Origin of the sequence: Kribbella sp. NPDC051952 (genome assembly GCF_040680855.1) — a bacterium.
Lineage (GTDB): Bacteria > Actinomycetota > Actinomycetes > Propionibacteriales > Kribbellaceae > Kribbella.
The window spans coordinates 22,970-36,318 of the sequence record NZ_JBFAXQ010000006.1; the positions used below are offsets into that span (position 1 = coordinate 22,970).

At 66.8% G+C, this 13,349-nt stretch carries 12 protein-coding genes and 1 pseudogene; 8 read left to right on the top strand and 5 right to left on the bottom strand.

Features of this window, described 5'->3' with window-relative positions; genetic code table 11:
- Nucleotides 1-32: 32 nt before the first annotated feature.
- Complete coding sequence (locus tag AB0L70_RS13425; RefSeq protein ID WP_363683459.1) at nucleotides 33-1,346, bottom strand: Gfo/Idh/MocA family oxidoreductase; 1,314 nt, start codon at nucleotides 1,344-1,346, stop codon at nucleotides 33-35.
- Between the two features lie 79 nt (nucleotides 1,347-1,425).
- Between AB0L70_RS13425 and AB0L70_RS13430 the strand changes: the two genes are divergently transcribed.
- Nucleotides 1,426-2,388, top strand: coding sequence for a LacI family DNA-binding transcriptional regulator (locus AB0L70_RS13430; protein ID WP_363683461.1), 963 nt, complete (start codon nucleotides 1,426-1,428; stop codon nucleotides 2,386-2,388).
- On the opposite strand, the gene AB0L70_RS13435 is transcribed toward AB0L70_RS13430, so the two are convergent.
- Nucleotides 2,389-2,877, bottom strand: a complete 489-nt coding sequence (locus tag AB0L70_RS13435; RefSeq protein WP_363683463.1) for an Lrp/AsnC family transcriptional regulator — start codon at nucleotides 2,875-2,877, stop codon at nucleotides 2,389-2,391.
- Nucleotides 2,878-2,994: 117 nt separating this feature from the next.
- On the opposite strand from AB0L70_RS13435, the gene AB0L70_RS13440 reads away from it, so the two are divergent.
- The 4 genes from AB0L70_RS13440 to AB0L70_RS13455 all read left to right on the top strand — a co-directional run bounded on the left by AB0L70_RS13440 (nucleotide 2,995) and on the right by AB0L70_RS13455 (nucleotide 7,801).
- The gene (locus AB0L70_RS13440; protein WP_363683465.1) at nucleotides 2,995-4,083 is read left to right on the top strand and encodes a thiamine pyrophosphate-dependent dehydrogenase E1 component subunit alpha; all 1,089 of its coding nucleotides are present in this window, start codon (nucleotides 2,995-2,997) and stop codon (nucleotides 4,081-4,083) included.
- Nucleotides 4,084-4,087: 4 nt separating this feature from the next.
- Nucleotides 4,088-5,074: an alpha-ketoacid dehydrogenase subunit beta gene (locus tag AB0L70_RS13445; RefSeq protein WP_363683467.1), complete on the top strand. Its 987-nt coding sequence runs from the start codon at nucleotides 4,088-4,090 to the stop codon at nucleotides 5,072-5,074.
- Nucleotides 5,071-6,468, top strand: coding sequence for a dihydrolipoamide acetyltransferase family protein (locus tag AB0L70_RS13450; RefSeq protein WP_363683469.1), 1,398 nt, complete (start codon nucleotides 5,071-5,073; stop codon nucleotides 6,466-6,468). Before AB0L70_RS13445 ends, AB0L70_RS13450 begins: the two co-directional genes overlap by 4 nt.
- A gap of 205 nt (nucleotides 6,469-6,673) precedes the next feature.
- A complete protein-coding gene (locus AB0L70_RS13455) occupies nucleotides 6,674-7,801 on the top strand; it encodes a hypothetical protein (RefSeq protein WP_363683471.1) in 1,128 nt (375 codons plus the stop codon).
- Here the strand turns inward: AB0L70_RS13455 and AB0L70_RS13460 are convergent.
- A complete protein-coding gene (locus tag AB0L70_RS13460; RefSeq protein ID WP_363683473.1) occupies nucleotides 7,790-10,270 on the bottom strand; it encodes a glycoside hydrolase domain-containing protein in 2,481 nt (826 codons plus the stop codon). The two genes, AB0L70_RS13455 and AB0L70_RS13460, sit on opposite strands and share 12 nt — an antisense overlap.
- 167 nt (nucleotides 10,271-10,437) lie before the next feature.
- On the opposite strand from AB0L70_RS13460, the gene AB0L70_RS13465 reads away from it, so the two are divergent.
- The gene (locus AB0L70_RS13465; RefSeq protein WP_363683475.1) at nucleotides 10,438-10,620 is read left to right on the top strand and encodes a DUF3099 domain-containing protein; all 183 of its coding nucleotides are present in this window, start codon (nucleotides 10,438-10,440) and stop codon (nucleotides 10,618-10,620) included.
- Nucleotides 10,621-10,683: 63 nt separating this feature from the next.
- Here the strand turns inward: AB0L70_RS13465 and AB0L70_RS13470 are convergent, their stop codons facing one another.
- A complete protein-coding gene (locus AB0L70_RS13470; protein WP_363683477.1) occupies nucleotides 10,684-11,301 on the bottom strand; it encodes a LysR family transcriptional regulator substrate-binding protein in 618 nt (205 codons plus the stop codon).
- Between the two features lie 95 nt (nucleotides 11,302-11,396).
- A pseudogene (locus AB0L70_RS13475) lies at nucleotides 11,397-11,525 on the bottom strand (LysR family transcriptional regulator); the annotation flags it as partial.
- Nucleotides 11,526-11,596: 71 nt separating this feature from the next.
- Here AB0L70_RS13475 and AB0L70_RS13480 point away from each other — a divergent pair.
- Nucleotides 11,597-12,649, top strand: a complete 1,053-nt coding sequence (locus AB0L70_RS13480; RefSeq protein ID WP_363683479.1) for an SDR family oxidoreductase — start codon at nucleotides 11,597-11,599, stop codon at nucleotides 12,647-12,649.
- Nucleotides 12,650-12,670: 21 nt separating this feature from the next.
- A complete protein-coding gene (locus AB0L70_RS13485) occupies nucleotides 12,671-13,276 on the top strand; it encodes an XRE family transcriptional regulator (protein WP_363683481.1) in 606 nt (201 codons plus the stop codon).
- The last annotated feature ends 73 nt before the right edge of the window (nucleotides 13,277-13,349 follow it).

A 13,349-nucleotide genomic window follows, 5' to 3' on the forward strand; every position in this document is an offset into this window, starting at 1 on the left:
GTGGGGTCCGATCGTCGGCGAGTGTGATGGCCCTAGCGCCAGCCGCCCAGTTCTAGGTCGGTGATTGTGATCGGTTGGCCGGTGGCGAGGGACTGGTTGGCGGCGATGCCGACGGCAACGGCTCGGACACCGTCGTGCACGTCGGCGGCGCGGCCGAGCGGGTCGTTGCCCGGGCCCTTGAAGAGGTCCGCGTAGATCAGGCGGTCGCCACCACCGTGACCGCCTTCCCCACGGGGGATCTCGACCTCGACCGCGGAAGCCCAGTGCTTCTGCAGGATTAGCCGCTCGCCGTCGGACCGGACCTCGCCGGCGATCACGCGCCCGGACGGGTAGCTCGGGTCGATGTGATCGTCGATCACCGCGGCCCGCTCGACCACCTCGAGCTCGGCGCGACCCTCGGTGCCGTTGACCGAGACCCGGTACCCCTCCCACGGTGAGTGGGCGTTGAGCGAGTAGCTCATCCGGGCACCGTTCGCGTACTCCGCGATCACGGACATGTTGTCCTCGATCGTGATCCCCGGCCCGAACACGTCCTGGTCCCGCCGATAACCGTCGTACTGCTCGCTCTCCCAGTAGAGCTGACGGTTGATGTCGTCGGTACGCAGATCCAGCAACCACGGGTCGTTGGCCGAACCATCGACCGTACCGCGCTCAGGTCGTTGCCCAAGGCCACGAGCTGCCGCGTTCTCCGAGCCGTAGAAGGACAATCCGCCGGACGCGAAGACGCGGGTCGGGGACGAGGCGATCCACCAGTTCACCAGGTCGAAGTGGTGGGACGCCTTGTGGACCATCAGTCCGCCGGAGAATCGCTTCTCGCGGTGCCAGCGCCGGAAGTAGTCTGCGCCGTGCCGGGTGTCGAGCACCCACTGGAACTCGACGCTCGTCACCTTGCCGATCTCGCCGTCCTGGATCAGCTGCCGGAGCGCGCTGTTCCGCGGGGAGTAGCGGTAGTTGAAGGTCACGACGACCGACTTGCCGGACTCGTTCATCGCGTCGACGATCTGCCGGGTGCCGTCGGCGTCGATCGTCAGCGGCTTCTCCACGATCACATCCGCACCGGCACGCAGTAGGCGGGACACCACCGACGCGTGGGTGTAGTCGGGGCTCGTCACGACCACCCGGTCGACGGACTGCTCCTTGACCATCCGCTCCAGATCGTCAGCGCCGTACTGCGGAAGCTCCGCGCCACCCAGCTCCTGCACGTACTTCTGGTGGAACGCCAGCCGCCCCGGGTTCGGGTCGAGCAGGGCAACGAGCTGGGCCTCCTCGGGGTGCTCCTCGATGATCGCGCGAACGTACGAACGCGCTCGGGAACCGGTCCCGGCGACTGCATAGCGTCTGGGCACGACGAAGCTCCTTCTACTCGTGTAGATTCAGCACGTTAGCAATCGCTTTCCAACCCGGTCAAGGCCGTACTATCGCCTCATGCCGAAGGCCACCCCAGTCACGCGGAACGACGTGGCGCAGTACGCCGGGGTCAGCACGGCGGTGGTCAGCTACGTGGTCAACGAGGGCCCGCGCCCGGTCGCGCCGGAGACCCGGCAGCGGGTTCTGGAGGCGATCCGGGTCCTTGGGTATCGGCCGAATGCGACCGCCCGGGCGCTCCGGATGGGCACGACTCGGACCTTCGGCTTGATCACGCCTGACGGTGGCAATCCGCTCTTCGCTGAGCTCGCGAAGGCCATCGACAAGGAGGCTTCGGCTCGGGGGTACGTCGTACTGCAGACCGGGACCGACGGTGATCCGGCGACCGAGCAGGCGAAGGTCGCGGAGTTGGTGGCCCGGCAGGTGAGCGGGCTGATCCTGGTCGCGCCGGCTGAGGAGCCGGATCTCGTCGAGGTCGGTCTGCCTGTGGTCGCGATCAATCGGGTGCTGCCGGCGGTGTCGTCGGTGCGGCCGCAGTATCGCGAGGGCGCCCGGCGTGGGGTCGAGCACCTGATCAGCCACGGTCACCGCGAGATCGGCCTGGTTATAGGCGGACCGCGCGATGGCGAACGCGAACTGGGCTGGCGTGATGCGCTGTCGGACGCCGGCCTCGCCGATGGCCCGATCGCTCGTACGACGTTCAGCCGTCGGGGTGGTTATTCCGCCGGCCAGGAGTTGCTCGCCGCGAAGCCCACGGCAATCTTCGCCAGTTCAGATCTCCAGGCGATCGGCGTCCTCCGGGCCATCCATGAGGCCGGCCTCCGAGTCCCGGAAGACATCGCGATAGCCGCCTTCGACGGCACAGCCGAAACCGAATACAGCTGGCCCCCACTGACAGTCGTCCGCCAACCCCTCGAGCAACTGGCGAAGGAGGCGGTCCGCCGCCTGATCGACGGCGAGAACACGGTGGAGGCGGTCACCTATCCCACGGAGCTGATCCTGCGCAGCTCCTGCGGTTGCTAGCTAAAGCGTGCCGAGGTCTTCGAAGATCAAGGCGGTCCGGGTGGCCAAGACTTCCGGGATGGCTTGGAGTTTCTCCAGGACCACTCGGCGAAGGCCCTCGTTGTCGGGGGCTCGGACCAGGAGGATGGCGTCGAAGTCACCGCCGACCAGCGCCATGTGCTTGATTTCGGGGATCGCCTGGAGTTGCTCCCGGAGCGATCGCCACGAGCTCTGCCGGAGACTGAGGGTGACGTACGCCGACGTCGCGAGACCCAGCTTCAGCGGATCGACCGTCACCGTGAAGCCGGTGATGACCCCGGTCGAGGTGAGCCGTTCGACCCGCGCGTAAGCGTTCGCCCGGGAGATGTGGACCTGGTCCGCGAGAGCCCGGATCGACAGCCGGCCGTCCCGTCCGAGTGCCTCCACGATCTGCCGGTCGACCTCGTCCAGCGCGGGAGCCACGACCATCTGTCCAGGACCGGCCCGGTGGACCATCACCTCATCGGACATCATGCCGCTCCTCGCGATGATCGTGGACCAAACGTCTCACGATTCTCACAACTATAGATCCGAATGGCCAGAAGGACGACGATGAGCCTACCGTCCGTCTCCTGCGCAGGAGGGTCCATGACCACCGTTGAGGAGCGCTTGCTCCCCTCCGCGGAACCCGTCCGGTTGATCGACCAGGACGGCGTACCGCACGACCACCCGTCGTACCGGCTTCCCACCAGAGAAGCCCTGGTCGACGGTTACGTTCAGTTGATCAAGGGGCGTCGGATCAACGACCAGGCGAGTGCGCTGGTTCGTCAGGGCCGGCTCGCCGTCTACCCGTCGTCGCACGGCCAGGAGGCCTGCCAGGTCGCGGCCACGTTGGTGCTGCGGGACGGCGACTGGCTGTTCCCGACGTACCGCGACACGGTCTCGATCGTGAGCCGTGGCGTCGACCCGATCGAGACGCTGACTCTGCTCCGCGGTGACTGGCATTCGGGCTACGACCCGTACGCACGCAACGTCGCGCCGCAGTCCACCCCGTTGGCGACCCAGCTCACCCATGCCGTCGGCGTCGCACATGCGGCCCGGCTGAAGGGCGAGGACACCGTGGTGATGGCGCTCTGCGGTGATGGCGCCACCAGCGAGGGCGACTTCCACGAGGCGCTGAACTTCGCCGCCGTTTTCCATGCGCCGGTGGTGTTCTTCATCCAGAACAACGAGTACGCGATCTCGGTCCCGCTCGCCCGACAGACCATTGCGCCTTCGCTGGCACACAAGGGCATCGGGTACGGCGTACCCGGAGAACGGGCTGATGGCAACGATCTGGCGGGCCTGCTCGCCGTACTCGGAGACGCTGTGGAGAAGGCGCGCGCGGGCGAAGGGCCGCAGCTGGTGGAGGCGCACACGTATCGGGTCCAGGCGCACACCAACGCCGACGACGCGACGCGCTACCGCGAGGACGACGAGGTCACCCCGTGGCTGGACCGCGACCCGATCAAGCGGTTGGAGACCTACCTCAGTCAGCAGGGCTGGCTCGACGATGAGGTCCGTGAGCAAGCGGATGCGGCGGCCGCGAAGGTTGCCGATCAGCTGCGCGAGGGACTGATGCCGGAGCCGTCGGTCGACCCGGAGGATCTGTTCAACCACCTGTACGCCGAGCAGACGCAGCAGCTGCGGGAGCAGTCCGCGTTCCTGCGCGACGAGCTGGCGCGAGAGGAGGCCTGAACCCATGACGCACGAGAAGATCTCCATGGCGCAGGCGCTCAACCAGGCGTTGCGGGACGCGATGAAGGCCGACTCCTCGGTGCTGATGTTCGGTGAGGATGTCGGCGCGCTCGGTGGCGTCTTCCGGATCACGGACGGGTTGACCGCGGAGTTCGGCGAGGATCGTTGCTTCGATACCCCATTGGCCGAGTCCGGGATCGTCGGGATGGCGGTCGGGCTGGCGATGAACGGGATGCGGCCGGTGGTCGAGATGCAGTTCGACGCGTTCGGGTACCCGGCGTTCGAGCAGATCGTCTCCCACGTCGCGAAGATGCGGAACCGGACGCAGGGCCGGGTCGCGTTGCCGATGGTGATCCGGATGCCGTACGCCGGTGGGATCGGTGGCGTCGAGCACCACTGCGACTCGTCGGAGAGCTACTACGCGCACACTCCCGGTCTGACGGTCGTTGCCCCGGCCACCGTTGCGGATGCCTACACGTTGTTGCGCAGGGCAATTGAGTTCCCGGATCCCGTGGTGTTCATGGAGCCGAAGAAGCTCTACTGGGCCAAGGAGGAGGTCGACCTCACCGAGGATCAGCCGGGGATCGGGACTGCCGTCGTACGTCGGGAAGGGGCCGACGCGACGTTGATTGCGTACGGGCCTTCGGTGCCGGTTGCGCTCGAGGCTGCTGAGGTTGCGGCGGCTGAGGGGCGGCAGTTGACGGTGGTGGATCTGCGGTCGATCGTGCCGTTCGATGATGAGACGGTTTGTGCGGCGGTACGGCGTACCGGTCGGGCTGTTGTGGTTGCGGAGGCCAGTGGGTTTGCGAGTGTTTCGTCGGAGATCGTTGCTCGGGTCACTGAACGGTGCTTCCACTCGTTGGCGGCGCCGATTCGGCGGGTGACCGGGTTCGACATTCCTTATCCGCCGCCGAAGTTGGAGAAGTACCAGCTGCCGGGGGTGGATCGGATCCTTGATGCTGTGGACGATCTGCAGTGGGAGGACTCGTGAACACCTTCCATCTGCCCGATCTTGGTGAAGGGCTGACCGAGGCGGAGATCGTCCGCTGGTTGGTGAAGGTCGGCGATGTGGTGGTCGTCGATACGCCGGTCGCCGAGGTCGAGACGGCGAAGTCTTTGGTTGAGCTGCCTTGTCCGTATGCCGGGGTGGTTGAGGAACTCCATGGCGACGCGGGCACTGTGGTTCCGGTGGGCAAACCGCTCATCACCATTTCGGCTGAGGTCGAGTCTGCCGCCGATGCCTACCGCCAGGAAGAACAGGCCGGCTCAGGGAACGTCCTCATCGGTTACGGCACAGGTGAAGGAACTTCCTCAGGCCGGCGTCGTAAGCCCCGTTCATTCAGTCGGCCGGCTGAGGCTGCCTCCCCTGCGGCGGAGCCGGTCAGCGCCCCGTCCGCCCCACCCGCCGAAAGGAAGAAGGTGGGGAACGCGGCAACCTCTATGGCTGCGGCTGGGGTTGGCGCTTCCTCCGCTGCACCTGCGCAGGCGCGGGTGTTGTTGGTGGTTTCGCCTGTGGTTCGGCGGTTGGCTCGGGATGCTGGGGTGGATTTGCGCGGGCTTGCCGGGTCTGGGGCCGGTGGGGTGATTGTTAGGAAAGATGTTGAGCGGGCTATTGCGGAGCGGTTCGACGAGCCGCGGACCACTCAGCAGGTCGAGCCGTTCGCGGCCAAGGTCGAGTCGCGCACCGGGTTGGGGGAGTTGCGGCGCGAGGCTATGACCGGGTTCCGGAAGGCTGTGACGGCCACCCTGGCTCGTAGCCGAGCTGAGATTCCGGAGGCGACCACCTGGGTGGACGTGGATGCCACCGCCCTCGTCGAGCTCAGAGAGTCGTTGCGATCGGCAAGTGACTCAGGCCCTGGGCTGCTGGCGTTGATGGGGCGGTTCGTGGTGGCCGGGTTGATGAAGTACCCGGAGCTGAATGGATTTGTCGACACTGAGCGCGACGAACTGGTCCAGTACGACGGGGTGAACCTCTGCCTGGCTGCGCAGACGGACCGCGGTCTCGTCGTACCGGCTGTGCCTAACGCGCACCGGCTGACCACCCGAGCCCTCGACGAGGAGATCCGGCGGTTGACCGGATCCGCCCGCGCCGGCCGGCTCACGCCGTACGAGCTGAACTGCGGGACGTTCACGCTGAACAACTACGGCAGCTTCGGCGTGGACGGGAGTGCCGCGATCATCAACCATCCGCAGGTTGCGATCCTCGGCGTCGGCCGGATCATCGACCGGCCGTGGGTGGTGAACGGTGAGATCGCGGTCCGCAAGCTCACCCAACTGTCGCTCGTCTTCGATCACCGGGTCTGCGACGGCGGAACGGCAGCCGCCTTCCTCCGCTTCGTCGCCGACGCCTTCGAGAACCCAGCCTCAGCCTTCGCCGACCTGTAGACCAAAGCCCCAAGTGGAAGCGGTGGCCGATCCCCGTGGACCGGCCACCGCGACTCCGAAGAGTTGCGCGCTCAGGTGGATTAGAGCAAGCGATTGACAGGGCACAACGGTGACGGGTCATCCCCGTGCCACGAACGACCAAAGTCGCAGCACCGGGGACCTCCGTACGACGACTTGCCCGGCGTACCGGCGAAAACTCGGGACCATGACCATCAACCGGGCTCAGTTCCTCCAACGCGCCGCCGTCCTCGGCCTGCTCGCGACCACCACCGGACTCGCCACCACAACGACCGCCGCCGCCACCGGACAACGCAACCTCACGTTGAAAGGTGTCGCCTACGACACCGGCACCGGCTTCCTCGGCGACGACAGCCGCGCGCTCTGGCGCACCGACCTCATGCGCGGCGAACTCCGCGCCATCCGCCACCGGTTGCACGCGAACTGGGTGAGCATCTACGGCAGCGACGTACGCCGTCTCACCGACACAGCGACGGCGGCCCTCGAGCAAGGGCTGACGGTGTCGATTCAGCCGCGATCGTTCGACGAACCGCAGGCCGACGAGCTCGAGAAACTCCGCAAGGTCGCAGTCGAGGCCGAGCGGCTACGTCGGCGGTGCGACCAGGACCAGGAGGTGATCCTGGCCATCGGCTGCGAGTTCATGCTGTTCACGCCCGGCATCGTTCCGGGCGCGACCTTCTTCGAGCGCGTCGAGTATCTGACCAAGGGCGAGTTCGACTGGCCGGTCCTGGTCCGGAGGTTCCGCGAGTTCACCGCCCGCATGGTGAAGGTTGCCCGAAGCAACTTCAAGGGCAGGATCACGTACGGCGCCGCCTCCGACCTCGAGCCGGTCGACTGGTCCCTGTTCGACATCGTCGGGCTGGACTACTACTCGTACCACGCGGACCGGGCCGATCACACCAAGGAGCTGGCGCCGTTCCGCGCGTTGGGCAAGCCGATCCTGATCCTGGAGTTCGGGTGCTGCACGTTCACCGGTGCGGCCGAACTGGGCGGGATGGGCTGGGACATCGTCGACTTCAGTGGCGACGTCCCAGTGATCCCACCGCAGTACGTGCGCAACGAGCAGGAGCAGGCCGATCATCTGGCCAATATGCTCGCTGTCTTCACGGCGGAGGGGTTCCTCGGCGCATCGCCGTACACCTTCATCTCACCCGATGCGCCGCACCGCCCGCACGATCGGCCGCATGACGAGGACATGGCCGCCTACAGCCTCTGCAAGGTCCTCCGCACCCACGAGGACGATCCGGCCTCGCCGTACCACTGGCAACCGAAGAAGTCCTTCCACTCGGTCTCCCGCTTCTACCTAACGCACTAGCTCGATCGCGGTGGTGGTCGCGATGACGTCGGCGCGCCACTGGCGGTAGTGGGCCGGGTCCTCGGTGAAGTTGCGTTGGTCGGTCACCACATCACCGGCCGCGAGCAGCTTGTTCGCGTGTTGCTTCAGCACGGCGGGCACATGGTGGCTCGACGACAGGTCGTGCGAGAGCAGCCAGAGGAGGTTGTAGTCCTCCATGCCGTCGCGGAAGTTCTCGAGCCGGATCGAGGCCATCGGTCCGGTCGGACCCGGGTAGAACATCGACCCGTCGCCGGCGGTGCCGTTGAACGTCGCCGCTTTCCACGCGGACAGAATGCCGTCGTTCACCAGCAGTTGGTTGGCGTGGTCCGTGCGGAGCCACCGGTTCGTCGCGTAGTACAGGACGCCCTCGACGCCGGCCTTGTACGACATCGGACCCATCAGGGTGCGCGAGTCGATCGGCGGGTAGCCGTTGAACCAGTTCGGTAGCGGTGAGCCGGTGGCGATGTCCGGATACCACCACGCCTGGTCGCCACGGGCACGGGTCCGCTCGGCGACCGCCTGGTTGTACAGGTCCTGTTGCGGAGCCCAGATGTCGACCAGCCCGGTCAGTCCGGTATCGACGCCCATCGAGTTGTCCCGCAGCGTGGTCATGATCGGCACGTCCGGGAAGGCGGCCTTCACCGCGGCGAAGGTCTGCTTGGCGGCCTGGAGCATCGGCCCGCTGGCCTCGTCGAAGCCGTAGACGTACGCGTACTTGTCGACACCGGCAGCCCGGTAGCTGTCCATCGCGGTCCGCAGCTGTGCGATCCAGGTGTCGATCTGGGCCTGCCACGTCTCCGGCTTCGATGGATTCAGCCGCCCGGCCCACAGGTACAGCGCGTTGAAGTCGCGCAGCCCGTAGTGGTCCCGGATGTAGACCACGTCCTCGACCGGGGTCGGCACGATCACCGGGTTCGGGGCCGAGGGGATGCACGGACAGGTGTACAGCTGGTCCGGCTCGATCTTGTAGTCGTGCAGGAACGACCAGTACGTGTGCTTGGTCGCCTCCTGCTCGGCCGGATCGGTGATGCCGTAGAGGTCGTTCACGATCGCCGGCGTGAAGTGGAAGGTCGTGTTGAGCTTGGGCTGGTCCGGGACCGTGACCGGCCAGACGTTCGCCGCTACTGTCATGGTCCTGGTGTGCTTGCCGTTCGCGGTGAACGCGACCTTCACCTTGTAGCTGCCGGGCTTCGCGGTCGGCGACGCCTTCAGCCGGATCCAGTACGGCTGGATCGTGTCGGCAGGGACATCCACCGTGTGCAGGTCGTCCCGGATCGGGTCCGGTGTCCAGCCGGCGTACGTCGGTCGGTGGTACTGGCTCGTCGGCGTCACGTTCAGCGAACCGACCGGCGCCACCGAGGCGGTGAGCGCGCCGGCTGGGCCGGACACCGAGACCACCCGCGCCTGTACGCCGGTGAGTTGCTCGGCGAACGGCAACACCACAGCCTGCACGCTCTCGTACTCACCACGGGTCAGCGACACCGACGGCGCTGGCCCGGTTGACGTAAACGGCAGATCCTTCGGGTACACGAGGGCCATCGAGTCCGCCGACTCCAGCCCGAAGTCCGCGTGCCGGTCGCGCAACCGCGCCTGGATCGTGTTCGCCAGCCGCGGCACCGATCGCTGCAACGCAGTGACCGCGGTGTTGAACGGGGCGTACTGCGCGTATGTCATCGGCCCCGCTGACAACGTGTCCTGCAACGCGACGCACTGTGCCTGCGCAGCCTCGACCTGCGCCCGCAACCGCGCGTCGGTCGGGCCAGGTCCGAGCGGGCGATCCAGGTCGGCGAGCTGTCGCGAGAGCTTGCTCAGTACGCCGTCGAAGTCGCTCAGCCGGAGCAGTTGCGCCGTGGCCTGATCGCTGTACGGCGTCTCGTCGTACGGGTAGCTGTCGACCAGGCGGAAGGCGTCGTAGTGACCGGTGACCGGTGTCTTCGAGCGTGGGATCGAGATGCCGATGTAGGCGATCCGGCTGATGTCGACGCCGGCGGCGGTGATCGCGCTCAGACGCAGATCGACGGGCGTCCAACCGCGGCCGCTGATCGTGTAGTCGAGGCCCCACGCCTTGTTGGCCTGGTCCCGCACGGTGACCCGGCCGACGGTGGTGTAGTCCAGCTCGGTGAAGAAGTCGAACCCGAGCACGGTGTGACCGCTCCAGTCGCTGACCGGCAGGCTCGGGGTGCCGGCGTACAGATTGACGCCTGCCGAGGCGGTCGCTCCCGGCGTACCGGCCGGTGCGACGGTGAACTTCACACCGGAGCCGCCGTGCGTCGGGTTGGCGGTCCGCTCGAGTTTGTCCTGTGGCAGCGAGACGATCGCGCCCTGCAGGTCGGCATCGGTCTCGAAGTCCTGGAACACTCCCGCAGGTACGGCGGCCTGTGCCGTGCCGACGGGGACCAGGCTTCCCGCGGTCAAAGTGAGTGCCGTGAGCAACAATCGCAGCTTCATGGGCGGTCGCCTCCGGTGACGGATCCGGAATTACGGTCAGGGCCTTAATTGCCCCTGGCTGCACACCGTAGGAGTGCGTTTCCGGACTGTCAAGGCTTGAAGCTGTGCATTAAAGAGCGGTTCCGCGCACTAGTGTGCGCATTTCCGCCAGGGGTAGCCTGGCGGTTGTGGGACGCAAGTACGACAATCGCAAGCTCTACTACTGGTTGATGGGCAGCTGCCTTGCTCTCATCGGCCTGGCCTGGTTCGTCGTGCGCCTGTTCTCGATCCCGGCCGCGATCGGGATGAGCGCGGTCGCAGCCGTCCTCCCACCGATCGCAGTGATCGTGGCCAACTGGGGTCAGGACTGAGCGTTGCGGCCAGGCGTCGGACTGCGCTTCAGCGCGGTCAGGAGGAACACCTTTCCTCTGCCATCAACTCCGCGTGCCCGCGGCGCGGCTGCTCCAAACCAGAACGTCGATGAACGCGGCGGCGAGCGGGTCGGGTTCACCGCGGGTGTACGCCGTGAGCGTGCGGTGGACCCGTGGCTGCGGATGCAGGATGTGGCCGTCGAAATCCTTCGGCAGGATGTTGTCGGGGACCAAGGCAGGACCTAGACCGGCCGCCGCGAGGGCAGGTGCGGCCGCGGTCTGCTCCGTGCGTACGGCGACTCGCGGTTCGAAACCCGCTTGTGCGCAAGCGATATCGAGTACGTCGGCCAGTCCGTGGCCCGGGGTGTAGTGGACCCAGGCGCGGTCCGCGAGGTCCTTCAGGGCGATGTCCTCCCCGACGGCGGCGGGGTCGTCCGCGGCGACCACCACGACGAGCTCTTCGGTCCCGAGCGTCCGAGTGACGCCGGTCCAGCCGGCCGGCTCCGGGCCGACGGCGAGATCGGCCTCACCGGCGTTCATGGCCTCGATGAGCTCGTCGGTATGCCGATGCTCGAAGAGACGGATGCCCACGTCGGGATGGGTCTGCCGCCAGCTTCGCAAGGCTTTGGGGAGCACGCCGAGGGTGATCGAGTACAGCGTGGCGATCTGCAACTCGCCCACCTCCAGACCGGCCGCCTGTCGCGCGGCAGCATCGCGCGGCCGGTCGGGGTGAGCCGAACATTGCGCGGCAACCGCTCCAGCAGCGGCCCGCCCGCGGAGCGCTCCAGCGCGCGGATCTGGTGGGACAACGCCGGCTGGGTCACGTGCAGCACCTCGGCGGCCCGGGTGAACGAGCCCTCATCCACCACGGCGACCAGGTACTCCAGCTGCCTCAACGTAGTCATGAGCTGAGTTTATGGGATCGGTGAAAACTATGCCTTGGTCTTATCTGTGCAGGTCAGGCAGGCTGTTTGGTATGGAGAACGTAGCGTTGGTGGTCGGAGCCCGTGGAGTCATCGGGACGAATCTGGTCGAGCATCTGTCGTCTTTGCCCGAGTGGCGCGTGATCGGGCTGTCTCGCCGTGGCGGGACCGACGTACCCGGTCGGGTTCGGCACATCGGCGTCGATCTGCTCGATCCGGACGACACCCGCGCCAAGTTGGCCGGTCTGTCCGAGGTGACGCATGTCTTCTACGTCGCCTACCAGGATCGCCCGACCTGGGCCGAGCTCGTCCCACCGAACCTCGCCATGCTGGTCAACGTGGTGGACGCGATCGAGCCGGTCGCCCGCGGACTCCGGCACGTCAGTCTGATGCAGGGCTACAAGGTGTACGGCGCGCACCTCGGGCCGTTCAAGACGCCGGCCCGGGAGGACGATCCGCCGCACCTGCCGCCGGAGTTCAACGTCGACCAGCAGCGGTTGCTGGAGGATCGCCAGCACGGCAAGGACTGGACCTGGTCAGCGCTTCGGCCCTCTGTCGTCGGTGGTGTTGCCCTCGGCAACCCGATGAACCTGGCGGTCGGAATCGCTGTATACGCGTCGATCTCGAAGGAGCTCGGCGTACCGCTGCGCTTCCCCGGCAAGCCCGGAGCGTACGACGCGCTGCTTGAGCTGACTGACGCCGGATTGTTGGCCAAGGCAACCGTCTGGGCGGCGACCGCACCGGCCGCGGCGAACCAGGCGTTCAATATCACGAACGGCGATCTGTTCCGATGGAACGAGCTGTGGCCGAAGCTGGGTGCCTGGTTCGGCCTCGAGGTCGCGCCGCCGTTGCAGATGTCGCTGGCGGACGTGATGGCCGATAAGGAACCCGTGTGGAAGGAGATGCAGGTCGCGCACGACCTGACCACGACCTCCTTCGCCGAGGTGTCGTCGTGGCCGTTCGCGGACTTCGTCTTCGGCTGGGACTACGACTTCTTCGCCGACTCGTCCAAGGCCCGCCGGGCCGGCTTCCACGAGTACGTCGAGACCGAGCAGATGTTCTACAACATCTTCACCGCGCTGCGGCGTGGGCGGATCATTCCCTGATCACTGCTTGGGTGATGTGGCATGCTCCGGGCTGTGACGGCGATGGGTGCGGGACGGTTGCTCGGGACGAATCTGCGGACGCGGCGGGACGAGCAGGGCATCTCGCTGTCCGAGCTCGCGCGACGGTCCGGGATCGCGAAGGGGACGCTGTCGCAGCTGGAGTCCGGGGCGGGGAACCCGACGATCGAGACAGTGTTCAGTCTGTCGAACGCTCTGGGAGTCCCGGTGTCGGCGCTGCTGAGTGAGTCGCCGACCGCGGATCTGGTGCTGGTGCGGTCGGCGGAGATCGACGTACTACATGGCGACGCGATCGATCTGCGGATGCTGCGGCGGCTGGAGAACCCGGGTGGGCTGTTCGAGATCTACAACCAAGAGGTCCGGCCGGACGCGGTCCAGCATTCGGATGGGCATCCTGGGACCGAACACCACATTGTCCTGTCTGGGCGGCTGCGCATCACTTCGCGGGGACGGACTGAGGAATTGGGGCCCGGGGACTACCTCGCGTTCCGGGCCGGCGGGCCGCACGGGTACGAGGCCGTGGACGGGCTGGTGCGGTCGGTGCTGCTGCTCGAGTACCCGCCGGATGCGTACCCGATCACGCTCGGCGGGCCGCATCTGCAGGGATAGTTCCTGCAGAGTGCCGGTTGAGTGCATTGACCGGGCCGAGGCGGGGCGCGTACGCTCGGAATCGTTCATTTTA